The following is an 18,687-nucleotide window of genomic DNA, read 5'->3' as shown; positions in this document are numbered from 1 at the left end:
CGGGAGGGTCGAGGTCAGGCCGGTGCGGCGGGGGTGAGAGTCTCCGGCCGGCGGACGTCCAGCAGGTTGTGCGGCCAGCCCAGCAGTTCGAACGGGCGGGCGGGCCGGGCGGTCACGGGTCCTCCGACACCGCTGAGGCGCAGCCGTACGAGGGCGTCGTGCTCGTCACCGCCCAACATCAGCAACCGGACCGAATCGGCACCGAAGTCGATCTGGTCGGTGCCGGGGAGCTTGCTCAGATCCGCGCCGAACAGCCCGCTCACCGGCAGTTCGATGAGGGTGGTGGCATCACTGGCCCGGGCGGGAGCGGTCGCGCCGGCCCGGAGGCGGCCGTACTCGCCGGACAGGACCGCGAACAGCCGGTCGGCGGTGGCTTGCCAGGTGAAGCGGGCGGCCCAGGCGCGGCAACGCTCTTCCATGGCGGCCGCCGGCCCGGGTTCGGTGAGCCGGTGCAGGGCGTCGACGACGGCGCTGCCCAGGTCGTCCACCTCATCGACCAGCCAGCCGGTGTGCCCGTCCAGGATGGAATCCCGTAGCCCCGGCACCCGCAGTCCGACGGCGGGCACCCCGGCCGCGGCGGCCTCCACCATCGACAGGCCCCAGCCTTCGCCGACCGAGCTGCCGACCGTGACCCAGGCGCTGCGCAGCAGCCGGTCACGGGCTTCGTCGCTGACGCGGCCGTGGAAGTGGACGGCGTCGGCGACTCCGGTGGCCTCGGCGAGCTGTCGCAGCTCATCGAGCTGGGCGCCATCGCCGACGACGTGCAGCTCCGCGCCACGGCAGCGGGCCAGGATCGTGGGCATCGCCCGGACCAGCACGTCGAAGCGTTTGTGCCCGACCACGCGACCGACGACCACGATGCGCGGGCGCTCCGACCGCACCCGGTCCGGGCCGACCGGGCGGTCCTGCCCGCACGCCGCCACGAAGATCGGCCCGCGCAGGCGCAGCTGGCGGCGAACCTCGGTACGGGAGGACGGCGACACCACGCAGATCGCCCGCTCGCGGTACACGCGCCGGCTCGCGTTCTTCTCCAGCCACTGTCCGATCCGGTTCAGCGGCCAGCGGAAGTAGAGCATGAACTGGTGCTGGTGCACGTGGTGGATCAGCAGGATCACCGGCGTGCTCCGGCGAACGGCCAGCGGGGAGAAGAACGGGATGCCGTTCTGCGAGTCGATGACGGCGTCGACCGAGCGCCGGTGCCACAGCAGCCACCACAGTGCGTACAGGTAGACGGTGAAGGTTCCGCCGCCGCGCACGGTCCGGCCGGAGCTGGTCTCCTCCGACCGGGCGGCACCCCTGGGACGGGAAGTGAGCAGGGTGACCCGGGCACCTCGGCGGCGCAACTGCTGGGCCACCCGCTCGCAGTAGAGCTCGGCCCCGCCGGCCTGGGGATGCCGGCTGTCGCGCCAGTTGCAGATCACGATGTGCGCGTGCCGGTCGAGGCGCGGCTCCGTCGTCGTCACGCCACCACCTGCGTCCAGGCCGGGGAGATGCGCCGCAGCCGCCAGAGGTCGCCGGCGACCCGTACGCCGTCGCGTACCGGCGCGAAGGTGCTGCCCGGCTGATCCCGCCACTCGACCGGAAGCTCGACCATGCTCAGGCCCATGGCGTGCGCCCGGGCCAGCACCTCGACGTCGAAGGCGAAGCCGTCCAGCTCGATACCGCCGAACAGTACGGACGCGACGAGACCGTCGAAGAACTTGAACCCGCATTGCGTGTCGGAGATCCCGCCCGTGTACCGGCGGGTCACCCGGTGGAAGGCGGAGCTGCCCAGCCGCCGTACGAGCGGCTGCCGGGCGACGACGCGGGCCTGAGCGCAGCGACGCGAGCCGACGACCACCTGCCAGCCCCGCTCCAGCAGCCGTACGGCGTCGGCGATGGCACCCGGATCGGTCGCCAGGTCCGCGTCGCAGAAGCCGACCCAGCGCGCGGAGCTGGTGACCATGCCGCGCGCGACGGCGGCGCCCTTGCCGGGCCGCGAGCAGCCGGAGACGGCGACCGGTACGCCGATGTCTCCCGCCTGGTCGACGATCTCGGCCGTCCGGTCGCAACTGCCGTTGTCGACGACCCGCAGACCGGCCGCTATCGGCATGTCCCGCAGTTGCCGTCCCAGAGCCAGCAGGGTGGGGCGGATGCGGCGTTCCTCGTTGTAGGCCGGGACGACGATCTCGAGGTCGAGGCCGTCCGGTAGCCGAGGCCGCAGCGGGAGACACCGCAGGTCCGCGCTTCGGGTGAACGGTTCGGGGGTGGCGGGCTTCGTCGGCGAAGCGGAAGTCATGGAGTCCTCATCCATCGGGAACGGCATGGCGGTCGGCGCTGGGCAACGAGCATCGCGGGCATCGAACGGAGGAGTCGTGACCGGTTGCTTCCCATCTCGCACCATTCTGCGGTGAAATGCGGTTTACGTGACTTAACACGCGGCATTCACCCTTTCGTCTACCCCCGCAAACCCCCGTTGGTCCGCCGACCGGCCAGCTGCGCCGCGCCGTTCGGTGCCGGGAACGAACTTCCTGGCCAGGGCGGGTTTCCCGCGGACGGGGAGCCGCGGGGTCCGGCCCGACAAACGGCACCGTCCAATTCAGGACCGGCAATTCGGAAGGGCCGACCGGCGGTTTCCGGCCATGCCGCGCCGCACCGGGTCGCGCGACCGCGCCGCCCGGGGTCGAACGACCGCTATTCGCGCATCGTGGGCACGCGGCCGGTGAGCCCGATCCGGTGGGCGAGCGGCGCGGCCTCGGGGGCCCGGAGCGACCGGTAGATCTCCAGTGCCGACCGCCAGTCCGCGTTGGCCTGCTCGGACCGGCCCTGCCCGGCCCGGATGTCGCCGATCGTCTCCAACGTCCGCGCGCGCCAGATGGGCAGGTCGAGTTCGGTCCAGATCCGCAGTGCGCGGTTCAGGTCCTCGAGACCGGCGGTCAGATCGCCGGTGCTGCGGTGCAGGGTGCCGATGGCCCGCCAGGCGAGCGCGAGACCGAACCGTTCGCCGATCTCCTCGCACAGCGCACGCGAGGCGTCGAGCAAGGTGCCCGCGACGTCGGTGTCGCCCTGTTCGCTCCGCAGCTCCCCTAGGTAACACAGGGCGTACGCCTCGGTGGGCCGGTGCCCGACACTGCGGCTCAGTTCCAGGCTGCGGAGCAGGCTGGCATCCGCCTCCGCGGTTCGACCGGACAGCCTGTAGACCACGCCCAGGCTGCACGCCACCAACGCCTCGGTGAGCCGGTCGCCGAGGTCTTCCAACAGCGTCAGCGCGTGCCGGTAGCTGGCCGCGGCCGCGTCCAGGCGGCCCTGCTCGCGGTGGATCGCACCCAGGCCGTGCTGCGCGCCGGCGATGCCGATCCGGTCGTCGTGCGCGACGAACGTGGCCAGAGCGGTGTCGAGGCTCCGGCGGGCCTCGTCGATCTGGCCGACCATGCGCTGCGCCACGCCGGCGCTGCGCAGGACGTGGGCCTCGGCCAGCCGGTCGCCGACGCGGGCGAGGATGCCCTGGGCCCGGGTGAAACACGCGAGCGCCTCGTCGTACTCGTCCTTGTTGGCGTGCAGTTCGCCGAGCCGGTGCAGGATGAGCGCCTCTCCCGCGGCGGCACCGTCACGGCGGGCGGCGATCAGGGCCGTACGGTGCGTGTTGTGCCAGTCATCGTTGTGACTGCGGTTCTCGAAGAAGCCGGTCAGCCGGCTGGCCAGATCCCAGCTGAGGCCGTCCGCGCCCACGTGGTGAGCTTGCTGAACGGCGGCCACCAGGGCGGTGCGTTCGGCTTCGAACCAGGCGAGCGGGTCGGTCCGCTGTCCGGAGTCCGGTACGCGGCTGTCGTCGAGATCCCGCATGACCGCCGGCTCGGCCGCCGCCGGCCGGGGCAGCCGGTGATCGAGCGCGTGATCGGCCTGGCGGGCCCGGACGTACCAACCGGTGAGTGCGCGCAGCAGCGTCGTGCGTAGCTCCTCGTCACCTCCCGGCGCGCCGGCCTGCTCACGTGCGTAGATCCGCACCAGATCGTGCAGGCGGTAGCGGCGCTGTCCCAGCGGATCCGCGGCGGTGACGTCGACCAGGTTGGTGTCGACGAGCTCGTCGACGGCGTCCTCGGCGGACTCGGGCGCCACGTCGAGCATCTCGGCGCAGGCCCAGCCCGGCACTTCCGGTGCCTGCAGCGCGCCGAGGCAACGGAACAGCAGGGCCGCCGACCGGCTCAGCCTGCGGTAGGACAACTCCAGGCTGGCCCGTACCTCCAGATCCTCAAGGCGCAGTTCGTTGAGCCGCCGTCGGTCGTCGGCGAGGCGGTCGGCGAGCCAGCGCAGTGACCGGTGCGGGAGTCGCGCCAGCCGCCCGCCCGCGATCCGGATGGCGAGCGGGAGCGCCCCGCACAACCGGATGATCTCGTCCGCCGCGCCCGGCTCGGCGGTCACCCGCTGCGCCCCCACGAGGACCCGGAGCATGTCGAGACCGACCGCATGGTCCAGCACATCGAGCCGGACACACCGGGCGCTGAGCCCGGTGAGCTGGCGGCGCCCGGTCGCCAGGACGGCGCAGGACGGGCTGCCGGGGAGCAACCGCCGTACCTGTCCCGTCCCGGCGGCGTTGTCGAGGACGACGAGCATCCGTCGCTGCGCCAGCTCGCCGCGGTAGAGCTCGGCACGCTCGTCGAGGCGTTGCGGTACGGCGGATCCGTCCATGCCCAGCGCCCGCAGAAACCGGGCCAGCACCTCGGCCGGGTCGGCCGGCTCGGCCTCGTTGCCGTGCAGGTCGACATAGAGCTGACCGTCGGGGAACGCGGCGCTCAGCAGGTGACCGGCGCGGATGGCCAGGGCCGTCTTGCCGACCCCGGCCCGCCCGGTGATCCCCACGATCCGGACCGCGGTCGGCGACCTGTCGGCGTCCGAGCAGATCGCGAGGATCCGGGCGAGCTGCTCGTCACGCCCGGTGAAGTCGGCAACGTCGGGCGGCAGCTGACCCGGGCGGGGCGGCGCCGGCGATCCGCCCGCGGCGGTGACGTCGCGGTCTCCGGCGAGCAAGTCCAGGTACGCCCGCTGCACCTCGTCACTGGGGCTGACGCCCAGCTCGTCGGCCAGCCGGGTACGCAGGTGCTCGTACCGGGTCAGCGCCTCCGCGGGACGGTGGCACGCGGCCAGTACGGTGATCAACCGGGCTTGCGCCGGCTCGTCGAGCGGTTCCCGGCGGACATGGTCCTCCAGCCAGTCGACCGCCAACCGCCCGCGCCCGCCGGCCGTCGCCGCCTCGGCGAGGGCCAGGCCGGCCGCACGGACGTCCGCGCGGACCCGGCGCAGGAGCGGATCGTTCGCCGGCAGGTCCGGAAGGTCGGCCAGGACCGGCCCGCGGCACAGTTCGAGGGCGGTCCGCAGCAATTCGTACCGGCTGTCGTCGCCGGCCCGCTCGGCCCGGGCGACCAGCTCGCGGAAACACGCCAGATCCACCGCCCCCGGTCGGACCTGCAGGCGGTATCCGCCGGGCGAGCGGTTCAGCCGCACCGGCTCACCGGCCGCACACGCGGGCAGCCCGTCGAGCCACCGCCGCAGCCGGGAGATCCCGACATGGACCGAGCCCGGCCGTACCCCGTCCGGCGTGTCCGGCCACACCAGGTGGGCCAGCCGGTCCGTGGGCAACAGCTCGTCCCCGGCGACGAGCAGCACCCCGAGCAGACCTCGCAACACCGCCGAATGCGGCAGGGCCACCGGCTTCCCGTCGTCCTCCACCAGTAACGGTCCGAGCACGCCGAACCGCAGACGCCGCTGATCATTCACCTGGAACCCCCGTCACAAGGTGAGTAATGCGGCCGGCACCGTCCCGATCGGACAGCTGCGGTAAGCGATCGGTAAGGCGGCGCGACCGAGCATGTGCATTCAAGGGCAATCACGGACCGGTGTGCAGTCCTCAGTCCGCCACCGGACACCGCGACGTCGAAGGAGGAGGAATGTCGAAGATCGATCGGATCGCCACCCATCACCGGGTGCGCTCCCTGGCGGGGATGGGTGACCGGCTGCTCAGCCGGTTCGTCCCCCGCGCCGAGGCGCACGCGGCCTGCTGCGGCACCTGCTGCTGCGTCCAGTACCGCTGCAGCGGCGGCTTCATGCAGTGCCTGTACACCTGCTACGCCGAGACGTTCGAGGGTTGTTTCGTCTACCGCCAGCAGTGGATCAACCTCCGCGTCTGCTGAGAGGACGGCCCATGTACGTCTGGGTGGCCTGCCGCGTCGTGCTCGGCGTGGTGTTCCTGGCGGCTGCCGCCGGGAAGCTGCGGAGCCGGTCCGCCTTCGCCGGGTACGTGGAGTCGTTGCGGGCTCTGCGGATGCTGCCCACCACCACGTTGTGGCCGGTCGCCGTCGCACTGGCGGCGGCCGAGGCGGCGGTCCCCGTGCTGCTGGCCCGGGGCGCCACCGCCCGGCCCGGATCGGTGGCCGCGGTGGCACTGCTCGGCGTGTTGACGGCCGGTGTCGCCTGGGCGCTGGTCCGCCGGACCGGGGCCGCCTGCCGTTGCTTCGGTGGTGCGGAGAGGCCGCTGCGCCGGCGCCACCTCCTGCGCAACGGTCTGCTCCTCGTGGTCGCCGCCGTCGCCGCGCTGAATCCGTCCGGCCGGCCGGACGCCCAGCCCGGTGGCATCGCCATCGCTGTCGCGGCCGGCCTCGTTCTCGCGGCACTGGCCGTCCGCTTCGACGACCTCGCTGATCTGTTCTCCGGTCCAGCACGGACACCGGACGCTGTGCACCCGTCATCGATCTGAAAGGGATCACCATGCCGTACGTCGTTTCCGCCGTGGTGTTCGTCGGCGCGCTGTCCTGTCTCAATCTCCTCCTGGTTCTCGGCGTGGTGAAACGGCTGCGCGAACACAGTGCCCTGCTGGCCGGTGGGGCCGGGGCCCACGCCGGGGATCTCGACCTGATGCCGGCCGGCGAACAGGTCGGCGCGTACCGGGCCACTGCCGTCGACGGAGCGCCGGTCACCCGGGGCGACACCGCCGGCGAACAGCTCGTCGCGTTCGTCAAGCCGGGCTGTGCCCCCTGCGAGGAACACATGCCCGCGTTCATCGAGCTCGCCGAGAACGTGGCCGGAGGCCGCGAGCAGGTCCTCGCCGTCGTCGTGGGGACGAGCGAGGAGGCGACACCCCTGCTGGACCGGCTGTCCCGGGTCGCCCGGGTGGTGATCGAGCTGCCGGACGGCCCGATGTGCCGGGCCTTCCAGGTGCACGGGTACCCCTCCTACTTCCTGGTCGACGGCTCCGGGACGGTGCTCGGGGCCGCGTACCGGCCGGGCCAGCTGCCCGTGACGCAGTCCGCATGACGGTGGGCGGCGTCGCGGGCGGGCCCACGACCCGTACCACCCTGCGCGGCCTGACCGGCACGTTCGGCCTGGCGTGGGGGGCGGCCCGCGGGTCCCTGCTGGGGTACGTGTTGGTGACGGTCGTCGGCGCGGTGGTGCCGGTGTCCTCCGCCTGGCTTCTCAAACTGGTCCTGGACAGCCTCACCCGGCAGCCGGTCGCCGCGGCGACCGTGCTCGGGCTGGCCGTCGGGCTGGCCGTGACGGCGGGGACGGCTGTCGCCCTTCCGCTGATCGTCCGGTACCTGCAGGGACGGTTGGGCCGGCGGGTGGGCCTGCTCGCGCAGGACCGGCTCTACGCGGCGGTCAACCGGCTGCCCGGACTGGAACCGTTCGAGGATCCGCGCTTCCTCGACCGGGTCAGCCTGGCCCAGCAGGCGGGCAGCAGCCCCACCCAGGTGCTGGAGGGCGCGCTGGGGCTGGCCGGCGCGGTCGTGGTGTCGCTGGGGTTCGTGGTGTCCCTGGCGACGGTCAGCCCGTTCATGATGGCCGCCCTGCTCGGCACCGGCGTGCCCGCGCTCGCCGCCCACCTGTGGCTGTCCCGGCGCCAGGGCCGGGCGTACTGGGAGATCAGCCCGCGCCAGCGGCGGGAGATGTTCTACGCCGGCATGTTGACCGACGTACGGGCCGCCCGCGAGATCCGCCTCTTCGGCGCGGGTGACTTCCTGCGCGGCCGGATGCGAACCGAACGGCAGGCGGTCGACGCCATCGAGGAGCACCTGGACCGGCGGACCCTGCTGGTGCAGGGCGCGCTCGCGGCGGCGGCCGCGATCGTCTCCGGTGCGGGGCTGATGTGGGCCGTCGACGCGGCGACGAGCGGGCGCCTGACCGCCGGGGACGTCACCATCTTCCTCGCGTCGGTGGCCGGGGTGCAGTCGGCACTGGCGATGGCGATCGCGTCGGCTGCCCGCATGCACCAGTCGCTGCTGCTCTTCGAGCACTACCTCGGTGTGCTGCGGCTCGGTGCCGCCGCACCGGCGGGCGGGCCGGTGGCGGCGGTGCCGGGACTGCGTACCGGCATCGAGCTGCGCGACGTCTGGTTCCGGTACGGCCCGGACCGCCCGTGGGTACTGCGCGGCGTGAACATGGTGATCCCGTACGGCCGGACGGTCGCCCTCGTGGGACGCAACGGCTCGGGCAAGAGCACGCTGGTCAAGCTGCTGTGCCGGTTCTACGACCCGACCCGGGGGGCGGTGCTGTGGGACGGCGTCGATCTGCGCGACCTGCCCGTCGACCTGGTACGGGCCCGGATCAGCGCGGTCTTCCAGGACTTCATGCAGTACGACCTGACGGTGGCGGAGAACGTCGCGCTGGCGCCGGTGGACTCCGCGGAGGACGGCCGGCGGGTGGCCACCGCCGCCGACCTCGCCGGGGTGCACGACGCGGTCACCCGGCTACCCCGCGGCTACGGCACGACGCTGAGCCGGGTCTTCGCCGCCGCTGACGACGCCGGCACCGGTGTGACCCTGTCCGGAGGCCAGTGGCAGGGGGTGGCACTGGCCCGTTCCCTGCTGCGGGAGAACCCGGACCTGTTGATCCTCGACGAGCCCAGTTCCGGCCTGGACGCCGGTGCGGAGTACGACCTGCACGAGCGGCTGGCCCGCCACCGCGCGGGGCGGACCACCGTGCTGGTCTCGCACCGGCTCAGCACGGTACGCGACGCGGACCTGATCGTGGTGCTCGCCGGTGGCCGGGTCGTCGAGACCGGTGATCACGGCTCGCTGATCGGCTCGGCCGGGATCTACGCCGGCCTGTTCACGACGCAGGCGCGCGGCTACGCCGACGGCGGCGAGCCGCCCGCCCGACCGGACCGGACGGCGGTGGCCCGGTGACCACCCGTGGCGTGGTGGGCGGGGCAGCACTGGGCTGTGCGGCCGCCGGCGTCGTACTCGTCGTCGCGCGGCGGCGGTGGGTCGTGGTGACCGTGCTGGGGCGCAGCATGGCACCGACGATGGAGGACGGGGACCGGCTGCTGGTCCGGCGGGTCCGCGGAACCGCGGTGCGGCCCGGTCAGATCGTCGTCGTGGAGCATCCTGACGGCGGTGACGGTTCCTACCGTGCCGCTCCGGCGGCCGACCCGGCGGAGAGTCGGGTGTGGATGGTCAAGCGGTGCACCGCGGTGGCCGGCGATCCGGTGCCGGCCGACCTGCCCGCCCGGTGCGCCACCGGGGACGGCCGCGTCCCGCCGCGCACCTTCACGGTCGTGAGTGACAACCCCGGCTATCGCAACGATTCCCGCCGGTTCGGCTTCATCGCGTGTGACCGGGTCCTCGGCGTGGTCGTGCGGCCGGGTCGCTGAGGCCGGCCGCGCATCGGTCCACCAGGACCGGGCTTCTGCCGACCGGTCACAACGGGCGCCGGCCGGACGCCGTGGGACGCGGAAACGGTATCCGGTCACCGAATGAGTCGGTGACCGGATACTCGCCTGCGCTGGTCAGATCAGAAGTCGACCTTCACCCAGCTGCTCGGGTCGGCGGGATTGCGCAGGTCCAGCTCGCCGGCGATCTGACGGATCTGGCTTTCTGACAGGACGTTGCCGTAGCCGCCGAAGGTGACGAGGTAGTCGCCGTGAATCACCGAGCAGGTCTGCTGGCCGGGAACGCACTGCACGCCGGGCTCGGTGCTGTGCTCGTTCTTCTCACCGGGCTTCGGCTTCCGCATCACGCCGATCACCAGGTGGCCGGGCAGGACCGCGTCGACCCGGGTGGCCGGGTCGGTCAGGGGACCCTGGTGGAGGAAGACCACCGACTCGGACATGCCGTACTTCGCCTCGATCTGCTGCACCGAAACGGCCTGCCAGCCCTTCGGCAGATAGCCGAGCCGGTACGGCACCTTCAGGTCCCGCTCGGCCGTCGTGGTCAATCGAGCCGCAATCGTGGCCACCTGGGCACGCGACATGCTCGGACCGCCGTAGCTGGGCAGGAAGGTGGCCCAGGAATTGTCGGCCCACTGCCACGCCAGGGCGGCCACGGTCTGCTTCTTCGTGGCCTCCACCGGTGAACCGTAGGTCCAGTCCCGGCCGATGGCGTCCCGGCCGCCGACGGTCGCCGGATACTGGTCACCGATGGTGAGGCTGGCGTCGCCGACACCGCCGAACGTGCTCGGGTCGTACACGTCCTCGCGGTAGACCGTGATCGTGCCCACTGTCAGCGGGAACTTCTCGCCGAGCTCGTTCTCCCAGGTCGATCCGTCGTGGTAGACGGGTAGCTCGGTGTATCCCTCGGTCACCGTGGTGGCCGGGCCGATCTGGAAGGCGCCCACCCGGTACGCGCCGAGATTCGTCCGGAAGTCGATCCTCTCGACCGGTAGCGGCGCACCGGTCGGCGCGGCGGGAGGCGCCGAGAACGAGGCCATCGGTGCGGTCGGCTGCGCCGCCGGCATGGTCCCGTCCGTGCCGGCCGGCCCGAGACGCGGCAGCACCGTCACGGCGACCGCGACGCACGCCACGAGGGCACCGCCCATCGCGACGCCGCGGCCGGCTCGCCGCCGGCGGGCGCGGGTGATGATGTCGTCAGTGGTCGTGTGCGGCGGCGGCGGCGCTTCGGCCACCGACTTCAAGACGTCCTCGATGTGGTACGACACTGTTCTGCCCTTCCTCGTCATACAGGGTGATGTCATCGGCGGCCAGCACGGTCCGCAGGGTGGCCAGCCCGCGCGCGGACTGGCTCTTGACGGTGCCCGGCCGGCACTTCAGGACCTCGGCGGTCTCCTCGACGCTGAGGCCCTCGAGGAACCTCAGGACGAGCACGGCGCGTTGCCGGACGGGCACCCGGCCCAGGGCGGCCCGTAACCGCAGCCGTTCATCGACATCACCGGCGTGATCGGGCAGCGCCACGTCGGGCATGGTGTCGCCGGACGACCGCTCCCGCCGCCACGGGCGCCTCTTCTCATTGATGGCTGCGCGGACCACCATCGTGCGGGCGTAGGCGCCCGGGGCGGCGACCTTTTTCCAGCGCAGATAGAGCTTCGCGAGCGTCTTGGCCACCGCATCCTCGGCCGCCTGCCAGTCGCCGCAGGTCACGTACGCGAGCGAGCGCAACCGCTCGAAATTGATGCGGACGAACTCGTGGAAACTCTCCGCGTCCTCGGCATCCACTACGTTCGACTCCCTTCGTCGCGGTAAGAGGCGCGACGGACATGGAACGGTTGCACGGTGCGGCAAAATTCTGCGGAGATGCCGGTCGGGGCGCGCACCTGCCACGGTGAGGTCAGCGGAAGGGCGCGGTCCGCGTCCGTCTGCCGGCGGTCGGCCGGGCTTTCGCCCCTGCCCCGAGCGTGCACGAATTTCCGCCGGCGGGCGGGAAAACGTCGTTGCGGAGGGGGAGCCCAGCCTGCTCGGGGCCAAAGGAAAAGGCCCTGACCAGGCGTAGAACGCCAGGCCAGAGCCTTGATCAACTGTGCGCCGCGTAGGACTTGAACCTACAACCCGCGGATTAAGAGTCCGCTGCTCTGCCAGTTGAGCTAGCGGCGCTCGCTGACAACGCAGAAACATTAACACGGGCTTCCCGGGAGCCTGAAATCGGCACCCCCGCATGATCGTCTTGGCGAGTCCCACCGTCGGGATGACCCCTGGCGTTGCGCGGGTAAGGCAGGATGTGCCCGCGGAACGTGGGATCGAGGATCAAGGATGGTCAGCATGCGGCGCTCGCTCGTGGCGGTTGTGGCGTTGGCGGTGGTGACGCCGCTGGCGCTGGCTGCTTGCAGTGGTGATGAGGACAAGACCACCCCCGCTGCCTGGGTCGGCTCTTCTCCTTCCGCCGCCGCCTCCGGCGGGGTGCCTGAGTCGGGTGTCGCCGAGTCCGGTGCGGCCACGGCGGTCTCCCTGACTGTGACTCCGGCCACGGGCAAGAAGGACGTACCGGTCAGCGCCGAGATCGGTTTCAAGGTCACCGGCGGCAAGGTGACGACCGTCGCACTCAAGGACGCTTCCGGCAAGACAGTGGCCGGGGCGCTGCGCGACGACGGTTCGGCCTGGGTGCCGAGCAAGCCGCTCAAGACCAACAAGAAGTACGACGCCACGGTCACCGCCGTCGACTCCGCCGGTGGCACCAAGACCGCCGCCACCTCCTTCACCACCATGGGCAAGCCGGCCCGCAAGACCGGCACCGGCCTCTACCTCTTCGACGACCGCACCTACGGCGTGGCCATGCCGGTCGTGGTCGAGTTCAACCCGGGCATCAAGAAGAAGGACCGGGCCGCCGTTCAGAAGCGGATGTTCGTCAAGACGTCCCCGGAGCAGCCCGGCGCCTGGTCGTGGACCGCGAGCGGCACCCAGGCCTACTACCGCGCACCGAACTACTGGAAGACCGGCACCGAGCTCAAGGTCCGTATCGCCGTCGGTGGTCTGCCGACCGGAGGCGGCCGGTACGGCGACCAGGACCGCGGCGCGACCGCCAAGATCGGCCGCAGCTTCGTCATGAAGGTCGACAACAAGACCAAGAAGATGACCGTGGTCCAGGACGGCAAGACCGTCCGTACGATGCCGGTCAGTCTCGGCAAGAAGAGCACCCCCTCGTCGAGCGGCACGATGGTCGTCATGGAGAAGAAGGCGGCCACCGTCTTCGACACCACCGCCGAGCTGGGCCCGAACGAGGGCTACCGCACCGAGATCGAGTACGCCCAGCGCATCACCTGGAGCGGCCAGTACATCCACTCCGCGCCGTGGTCGGTCGGCTCGCAGGGTCGCCGCAACGTCTCGCACGGCTGTGTCAACGTGTCCCCGTCGAACGCCCGCTGGCTTTTCGACAAGACGCTGATCGGTGATCCGATCACCGTTCGGGGTACTGAGGACAAGCTCGACGCCGGCAACGGCTGGACGGCGTGGGACATGAGCTGGAAGGAATTCATCAAGGGCAGCGCCCTGCCGGTGCCGGCCGATCTGGCCGCCCAGGAAGGCGCCTGAAACTTGAAGCGTAAAGTGGGTCCGGTCGCTTGAACCCGCGGCGCGGCGCCACCCTCCGGGCGCCGCGGCACGAAACCGGGATTGGTGGCCCGGCATTCATGGGGGAAGATGGGCGCCGGGACGACAGCGCGGTGAGAGGGATCATGGGACTTCGTGGAGAACGGTTGACGGGTGCGCGAGCGCTCCGGATGACCAGCCGGGCCGGGCGACGGCCGTGGCAGGTCGCCGTGGCGGCTCTGGCGACCGCGACTGTGCTGGTCACCGCCGGTTGCAGCGGTGACAAGGCCGAGACCCCCTCCTGGCAGGGCGGCGGACCGGGCGACGGCACCTCGGCGTCGGGCGCTCCCTCGCCGCAGCCCACGCTCAGCACGGTGGCGGTGACCTCGCCCGCGGCGGACGCCAAGGACGTCGAGGCGATCACCGAGATCAAATACGACACCGAGGATGCCCAGAACACCTCCGTCGAGGTCAAGGACGCCGACGGCGCCGAGGTCAAGGGCACCCTCGACAAGGACAAGAAGGTCTTCACGCCGGCCAAGGCGCTCGGTTGGGGCAAGACCTACACGGTGACGGTCAACGGCACTCCGTCGGGTGACAAGGGCGGCTCCACCACCAGCACGTTCACGGTGATGAGCAAGCCGTCGAAGCTGGTCCGGGTGACGAGCTTCCTCGGCGACGGCAACGTGGTCGGCGTCGGCATGCCGATGATCGTCCGCTTCGGCCGCGCCGTCCCGGAGAAATACCGCGACGACGTCCAGCGCCGCATGACGGTGACGGCGACGCCGGCCCAGGAGGGCATCTGGCACTGGACCAGCCCCACCGAGGTGCACTACCGCCCGAAGACGTACTGGAAGGCCTACACCAAGATCTTCTACAAGGTGCAGCTCGCCGGGGTGCCGATGGGTGACGGCTGGTACGGCCGCTCCGACCTGACCGTGGACCTCAAGGTCGGCCGCTCGTTCGTGATGACGGTCTCCAACAAGACCAAGAAGATGACCGTCACGCAGGACGGCAAGGTCGTCAAGACCATCCCGGTCAGCCTGGGCAAGAAGACCACCCCCTCCTCCAGCGGCACGATGGTCGTGATCGAGAAGAAGGAACACACCGTCTTCGACACGACCGACGAGCTGCCCGAGGGCGAGGGTTACAAGACCAAGATCGACTACGCGCAGCGGATCACCTGGAGCGGCCAGTTCATCCACGCCGCGCCGTGGTCCGAGGGCGTGCAGGGCAAGCGCAACGTCTCGCACGGCTGCGTCAACGTCTCGATGGCCATGGGCAAGTGGCTGTTCTCCCGCACGATGCTCGGCGACCCGATCACGGTCAGCGGCACCGAGGAGAAGCTGAAGAACGGCAACGGCTGGACGGACTGGAACATGAGCTGGGAAGACTACAAAAAGGGCAGCGCCATCTGAGCGCGCCTGACAAACCGCGTGCCGCGGGCCGGTCGGTTTCCGACCGGCCCGCGTGCCGTTTCCCCGGGGTACGCCCCCAGCGGCCTTACCCTGAGCCGATGCCACGATCACTGCCCGCTTTCGCCCGGTCCGTCCTGACCGTCGGCACCCTGATCGCCGCCGGCCTGGTCAGCGGAAGCATGATCGCCGCCTGCTCGAGCCCGTCGCCGCAGTCGGCCCCCACGCCGCCGGCCCAGGCGAGCAGCGCTCCGGCACCCTCGGCCGCCCCGGTCGACGAGCCACCCGGCGCGATCGCCTGCGGCAAGGCCGTCCGTGCGGTCAACGACGCCTCACTGATGAACCCCGGCGTGGTCGCCGACATCACCGCCGCCTCAGGAACGGCGGACGCCCCGGTCGCCGACGCGGCGCAGGCCCTGTCGGCGGCGTACACGAAGGCGGTGAGCGCCCATGACACCGACGCCGAACCGGACGCGGTGGCCGCGGTCAGCGCGGCGGCAGCGGAACTGGTCAAGATCTGCGGCGACTCCGGCCTCGAGACGGTCGGCTGAATCTGCGGCGACCCGGACCCGGAGACGACCGACCGAGCTGGCACCGGGGGAGCCCGGCGGCGGGCTCACCGGCGGCTTGCGCTGCCGGTCAAGCTGCGCCCGGCGGCGGCCGTCACCACGACGCGGCCGATCCCGAACCGCTCCGCCGCGGCCGGGCTGATCAGCGCCCCAGCAGGAACCCGCCGCCGAACGCCCCGACGGCGGCCGCCGGCAGTCCCAGCGGGCCGAGCACGAACCGCAGCAACGCGGTCCGGAAGGCCTGCGCGGCCAGATTGTTGACCGCCAGGTAGAGCGTCATCGGCCGCACGAAGCGGTCGCGCCACAGCCACGCCCAGCCCGCTCCGGCCGGGACGCCCGCCGGTCCGGCGCCGCGACCGGCGACGGCCACCGGTTGACGACGGTGAGCAGCGCGCCGGCCAGGAACGACAGCGCGTCCAGCAGCACCACCCCGGCCGCGGTCAGCGCGCCCGAGCAGCGGAAGCGCCACGGTGGAGAGGGCGCCACCCGCGGCGCTGATCGCGTCCCGGCCGAGAACAGCCGGAAACGCCGCTGCCGCCACACGTTTCCACCCTACGGATACCGTGACGCGGGTGAATGTCGAGCGCACCTGCGCGACCTACCTGGAGCTGGCCGACCGGCATGCGCCCGGCCTGGTGCACGGGCTCTACCTGCAGGGGTCGGTCGCGCTCGGCGATTATCAGCCCGGCGTCAGCGATATCGACTTCGTCGCGGTCGTCTCCGGTACGCCGGACGTGGCGACCCTGCGAGCCGTGCACGCCGACCTGCGGCGAGCCCACCGCAAGCCGTACTTCGACGGTCTGTACGTGACCGCCGAGGACCTCCGGCGTGATCCCGCCACCTGCCCGCCCGGGCCCGCGGTGCACGAGTGGCAGGTCGAGGCGGAGTCACGCTTCGAGCGGCATCTCGTGACCTGGCACCTGCTCGCCCAGAGCGGGGTCGCCGTCCGCGGCCCCGGCGTGGCCGGGCTCGGCATCCACACCGACTGGCCGGCGCTGGCCGAGAGCACCCGGCAGAACCTCGCCGGTTACTGGACCCGCTGGCGCGACGTCACCGCGCGTGGCCCGGTGGGCTTCAGCGCCCGGGCGACCTCCTGGGGTGTCCTCGGCGCCGCCCGGCTGCGGCACACGCTCGCCGCCGGGCGGGTCACCGCCAAGACCGAGGCCGCTGATTTCGCCCTGCGAACCTACGACGAACGCTGGCACCGGGTGATCCGGGAAGCCCGGCGGATCCGGGTCGGCGGGCCGGCGCTGTACCGGAACCCGGTGCGCCGGCGGGCCGACCTGATCGGCTTCCTGCGGGTCGTGCTCGACGGCGACTGAGGAACGCTCAGACGACGCTCGCGTGGGCCGCGATGATCCGCCAGCCGTGCTCGTCGTCGTGCACCCACGTGCGGGTGTAGCGCATCCGGGCCTCGAACGGCGTGCCGTTGATGCTGCCGCGCAGGTCGCCGAGGAACCAGGTGATCCCGGTCCGCCCGGCGACCAGCACGGTCAGTTCCTCCTCGTGCAGCGCGTCGATCACCTGCGTGCCGGTGCGGTGCACCCGCAGGTCGTCCTGTTTGCCGTAGAGCGCGCCGTCGGGCCCGGTGAAGACCAGCCGGTCGTCGAGCAGTTCGTCCAGCGCCGGCCCGTCCGACGCCAGCTGGGCAGCCTGCAGGCGGCGTTCCGCCGTGCGCAACTCGTTCTCGTCCACCGGTACCTCCTGCCGCTGACGTTAGGCCATGGCCTGCCTCGCGGCGGCGAAGGGGAGGCGGTCGAAGATGAAGCGGCTGTAGGTGATCCGGCCGTGCCGCACGGTCAAACATTCGGCGCCGGGAGCGCTGGCCACGAGCGCGGAGCTGGTGTCGTACATCAGCAGGGCTTTGTCCTCGTCGCCGAAGGCGGCGATCAGGGTGGTGCTGATCAGCGAGCGCGCGAACGGCGCGAGAAAGTCGCGGTAGGCGTCGCGGCCGTCGATCCGGCCGGCCGGCGCGTCGCAGACGAGATCGTCGGCGACGTAGGTCAGGGCCAGCTCGACGTCCTTGCTCGTCCAGGCCCGGTGGTACGCCAGCGCCACGCGCAGGGCGGCACTCTCTTCTTCCGGCATCGGGGTTCCCCTTCGGTTCGGTGTCCGGTCCCTAGTTGAGACACCGGCGCGGAGACGATCGGAACGGTCCGGGGATGAGATGCTGCGGACGTGGACGGTACGGACTTCGGTGAGCTCGTCGAGCCGTACCGTGGTGAGCTGCTTCTGCACTGCTACCGGCTGCTCGGGTCGCTCAGCGATGCCGAGGACGCCCTGCAGGAGACGCTGGTGGCGGCCTGGCGGGGGCTGGCGGGCTTCGAGGGCCGCTCCTCGCTGCGCACCTGGCTTTACACGATCGCGACCAACCGCTGTCTCAACCTCCGGCGCTCGGCCGCCCGGCGTGTCCCGGCGGCGCCGGAACCTCCGTTCGAGCCGCCCGAGCCGACCCGGCGCGACGCGGTGACCTGGTTGCAGCCGTGCCCCGACACCCTGCTGGAGCAGCTGCCTGACACTGCTCCCGGCCCGGAGGCGCGTTACGGCATGAAGGAGGCGGTGGAGCTCGCGTTCATCACCGCGCTGCAACGGCTCCCGCCCCGGCAGGCCGCCGTCCTGATCCTGCGTGACGTCCTCGGGTATCCCGTCGCCGAGGTCGCCGGGATGCTCGCGACGACTCCCACCGTGGTGAAGGGCGTGCTCCAGCGGGCCCGCTCCGCGGTCGGCGACGGGCGAGCGACGCCGCACGACGGCCGGCTGGCGCGACGCTTCGCGGACGCGTTCATGGCCGGTGACGTGGACACGGTCGTCGGGCTGCTGGTCGACGACGCCTGGCTGACCATGCCGCCGGCGCCGCACGAATATCAGGGTCCGGCCGCGATCGGCGCTTTCCTGCGGGCCAGCGACGCGTGGCGGGGGTCGCGGCAGCTGCTGCTCGTCCCGGCCGAGGTCAACACCCAGCCGGCTTACGCCTGCTATCTGGCCGAGCCCGGCGAGACGGTCGCGCGCCCGGCCGGCCTGCTGGCGCTGACGGTACGCGGGGAGCACCTCGCCGGGCTGACCCGCTTCCACGACAACGCCGCGCTGAGCCGCCTCGGACTCGTCGCGGCCGCCGGGGTCACTTCGGCTGGACGAGCCAGTTCCAGGCCCGGCGCAGACCGTCGGTGAAGGAGTCGTCCTCGCCGGCCTTGGCCATCGTCTCCTCGGTGGGCTCGTGCAGCTCGGCCGCGGGGACCGCCACGATGACACCGTGTTCGAAGAGGCCGTCGATCTGGGTCGCGGCGGCGTAGCGATGGCCCTGCGCGGTCTTCACGACCAGGCCCTGGAAGATCTCGTCCCGGTCGTCGGAGAGGACGTGCGCGACCGTGCCGACCTTGTCGCCCGCGCGGTCGTAGACCGGCGTGCCGTCGGCGAGGACGAGGAATGACTGCGGGGCCCCGAGGTCCTCGGGGGCGGTGTTGTCCGACATGGCTGTGCTCGTACC

Annotated in this window: 20 protein-coding genes and 1 tRNA gene; 10 read left to right on the top strand and 11 right to left on the bottom strand. The window is 71.8% G+C overall.

Features of this window, described 5'->3' with window-relative positions:
- Nucleotides 1-14: 14 nt before the first annotated feature.
- From AB0C12_RS37150 to AB0C12_RS37140, 3 genes are all read right to left on the bottom strand, one after another.
- Nucleotides 15-1,463, bottom strand: a complete 1,449-nt coding sequence (locus AB0C12_RS37150) for a glycosyltransferase family 4 protein (protein WP_360555083.1) — start codon at nt 1,461-1,463, stop codon at nt 15-17.
- The gene (locus AB0C12_RS37145; RefSeq protein WP_360555082.1) at nt 1,460-2,278 is read right to left on the bottom strand and encodes a glycosyltransferase; all 819 of its coding nucleotides are present in this window, start codon (nt 2,276-2,278) and stop codon (nt 1,460-1,462) included. The genes AB0C12_RS37150 and AB0C12_RS37145 overlap by 4 nt, the downstream gene beginning before the upstream one ends.
- A gap of 395 nt (nt 2,279-2,673) precedes the next feature.
- Nucleotides 2,674-5,751, bottom strand: coding sequence for a tetratricopeptide repeat protein (locus tag AB0C12_RS37140; RefSeq protein WP_360555080.1), 3,078 nt, complete (start codon nt 5,749-5,751; stop codon nt 2,674-2,676).
- Between the two features lie 170 nt (nt 5,752-5,921).
- On the opposite strand from AB0C12_RS37140, the gene AB0C12_RS37135 reads away from it, so the two are divergent.
- Genes AB0C12_RS37135 through AB0C12_RS37115 form a run of 5 tightly spaced genes read left to right on the top strand, consistent with a single transcriptional unit; the run spans nt 5,922 to nt 9,619 of the window.
- A complete protein-coding gene (locus AB0C12_RS37135; RefSeq protein ID WP_360555079.1) occupies nt 5,922-6,164 on the top strand; it encodes a hypothetical protein in 243 nt (80 codons plus the stop codon).
- Between the two features lie 11 nt (nt 6,165-6,175).
- Nucleotides 6,176-6,727 carry a MauE/DoxX family redox-associated membrane protein gene (locus tag AB0C12_RS37130; protein WP_360555077.1) on the top strand — a complete coding sequence of 184 codons (552 nt, stop codon included), beginning with the start codon at nt 6,176-6,178 and terminating at the stop codon, nt 6,725-6,727.
- A gap of 11 nt (nt 6,728-6,738) precedes the next feature.
- On the top strand, nt 6,739-7,284 hold the full coding sequence (locus AB0C12_RS37125; protein ID WP_360555075.1) for a redoxin domain-containing protein: 546 nt from the start codon (nt 6,739-6,741) through the stop codon (nt 7,282-7,284).
- A complete protein-coding gene (locus AB0C12_RS37120; protein WP_360555074.1) occupies nt 7,281-9,152 on the top strand; it encodes an ABC transporter ATP-binding protein in 1,872 nt (623 codons plus the stop codon). The genes AB0C12_RS37125 and AB0C12_RS37120 overlap by 4 nt, the downstream gene beginning before the upstream one ends.
- Entirely contained in the window at nt 9,149-9,619 is a 471-nt protein-coding gene (locus AB0C12_RS37115; protein WP_360555072.1) for a S26 family signal peptidase, read from the top strand. The genes AB0C12_RS37120 and AB0C12_RS37115 overlap by 4 nt, the downstream gene beginning before the upstream one ends.
- A 140-nt stretch (nt 9,620-9,759) precedes the next feature.
- Here the strand turns inward: AB0C12_RS37115 and AB0C12_RS37110 are convergent, their stop codons facing one another.
- The 3 genes from AB0C12_RS37110 to AB0C12_RS37100 form a co-directional block, all read right to left on the bottom strand.
- Complete coding sequence (locus AB0C12_RS37110) at nt 9,760-10,902, bottom strand: hypothetical protein (protein ID WP_360555070.1); 1,143 nt, start codon at nt 10,900-10,902, stop codon at nt 9,760-9,762.
- A complete protein-coding gene (locus AB0C12_RS37105) occupies nt 10,832-11,416 on the bottom strand; it encodes a SigE family RNA polymerase sigma factor (RefSeq protein ID WP_360555068.1) in 585 nt (194 codons plus the stop codon). The genes AB0C12_RS37110 and AB0C12_RS37105 overlap by 71 nt, the downstream gene beginning before the upstream one ends.
- Before the next feature lie 302 nt (nt 11,417-11,718).
- Nucleotides 11,719-11,791 (bottom strand) — tRNA-Lys (locus AB0C12_RS37100).
- Between the two features lie 156 nt (nt 11,792-11,947).
- Between AB0C12_RS37100 and AB0C12_RS37095 the strand changes: the two genes are divergently transcribed.
- From AB0C12_RS37095 to AB0C12_RS37085, 3 genes are all read left to right on the top strand, one after another.
- A complete protein-coding gene (locus AB0C12_RS37095; protein ID WP_360555066.1) occupies nt 11,948-13,222 on the top strand; it encodes an Ig-like domain-containing protein in 1,275 nt (424 codons plus the stop codon).
- 188 nt (nt 13,223-13,410) lie between these two features.
- Nucleotides 13,411-14,637 carry an Ig-like domain-containing protein gene (locus AB0C12_RS37090; RefSeq protein ID WP_360555405.1) on the top strand — a complete coding sequence of 409 codons (1,227 nt, stop codon included), beginning with the start codon at nt 13,411-13,413 and terminating at the stop codon, nt 14,635-14,637.
- Between the two features lie 98 nt (nt 14,638-14,735).
- Nucleotides 14,736-15,185 carry a hypothetical protein gene (locus AB0C12_RS37085; RefSeq protein WP_360555065.1) on the top strand — a complete coding sequence of 150 codons (450 nt, stop codon included), beginning with the start codon at nt 14,736-14,738 and terminating at the stop codon, nt 15,183-15,185.
- Between the two features lie 160 nt (nt 15,186-15,345).
- On the opposite strand, the gene AB0C12_RS37080 is transcribed toward AB0C12_RS37085, so the two are convergent.
- Both AB0C12_RS37080 and AB0C12_RS37075 read right to left on the bottom strand, forming a co-directional pair.
- Nucleotides 15,346-15,483: a hypothetical protein gene (locus AB0C12_RS37080; protein ID WP_360555063.1), complete on the bottom strand. Its 138-nt coding sequence runs from the start codon at nt 15,481-15,483 to the stop codon at nt 15,346-15,348.
- Entirely contained in the window at nt 15,480-15,746 is a 267-nt protein-coding gene (locus AB0C12_RS37075; protein ID WP_360555062.1) for a hypothetical protein, read from the bottom strand. The genes AB0C12_RS37080 and AB0C12_RS37075 overlap by 4 nt, the downstream gene beginning before the upstream one ends.
- A 29-nt stretch (nt 15,747-15,775) precedes the next feature.
- On the opposite strand from AB0C12_RS37075, the gene AB0C12_RS37070 reads away from it, so the two are divergent.
- On the top strand, nt 15,776-16,525 hold the full coding sequence (locus tag AB0C12_RS37070; protein WP_360555060.1) for an aminoglycoside adenylyltransferase domain-containing protein: 750 nt from the start codon (nt 15,776-15,778) through the stop codon (nt 16,523-16,525).
- Between the two features lie 7 nt (nt 16,526-16,532).
- Here the strand turns inward: AB0C12_RS37070 and AB0C12_RS37065 are convergent, their stop codons facing one another.
- Nucleotides 16,533-16,898 carry a nuclear transport factor 2 family protein gene (locus AB0C12_RS37065; RefSeq protein WP_360555058.1) on the bottom strand — a complete coding sequence of 122 codons (366 nt, stop codon included), beginning with the start codon at nt 16,896-16,898 and terminating at the stop codon, nt 16,533-16,535.
- A 21-nt stretch (nt 16,899-16,919) separates the two neighbouring features.
- Nucleotides 16,920-17,291, bottom strand: a complete 372-nt coding sequence (locus AB0C12_RS37060; protein ID WP_360555057.1) for a nuclear transport factor 2 family protein — start codon at nt 17,289-17,291, stop codon at nt 16,920-16,922.
- A gap of 90 nt (nt 17,292-17,381) precedes the next feature.
- On the opposite strand from AB0C12_RS37060, the gene AB0C12_RS37055 reads away from it, so the two are divergent.
- Nucleotides 17,382-18,371: an RNA polymerase subunit sigma-70 gene (locus tag AB0C12_RS37055; protein ID WP_360555055.1), complete on the top strand. Its 990-nt coding sequence runs from the start codon at nt 17,382-17,384 to the stop codon at nt 18,369-18,371.
- Here AB0C12_RS37055 and AB0C12_RS37050 read toward each other — a convergent pair.
- Entirely contained in the window at nt 18,322-18,672 is a 351-nt protein-coding gene (locus tag AB0C12_RS37050) for a PRC-barrel domain-containing protein (protein ID WP_360555053.1), read from the bottom strand. The two genes, AB0C12_RS37055 and AB0C12_RS37050, sit on opposite strands and share 50 nt — an antisense overlap.
- Between the last annotated feature and the right edge of the window lie 15 nt (nt 18,673-18,687).

The organism is Actinoplanes sp. NPDC048967, assembly GCF_040649415.1.
In the GTDB taxonomy this organism is placed as follows: Bacteria; Actinomycetota; Actinomycetes; order Mycobacteriales; family Micromonosporaceae; genus Actinoplanes.
This window is presented reverse-complemented; position numbering and strand designations above follow the sequence as displayed.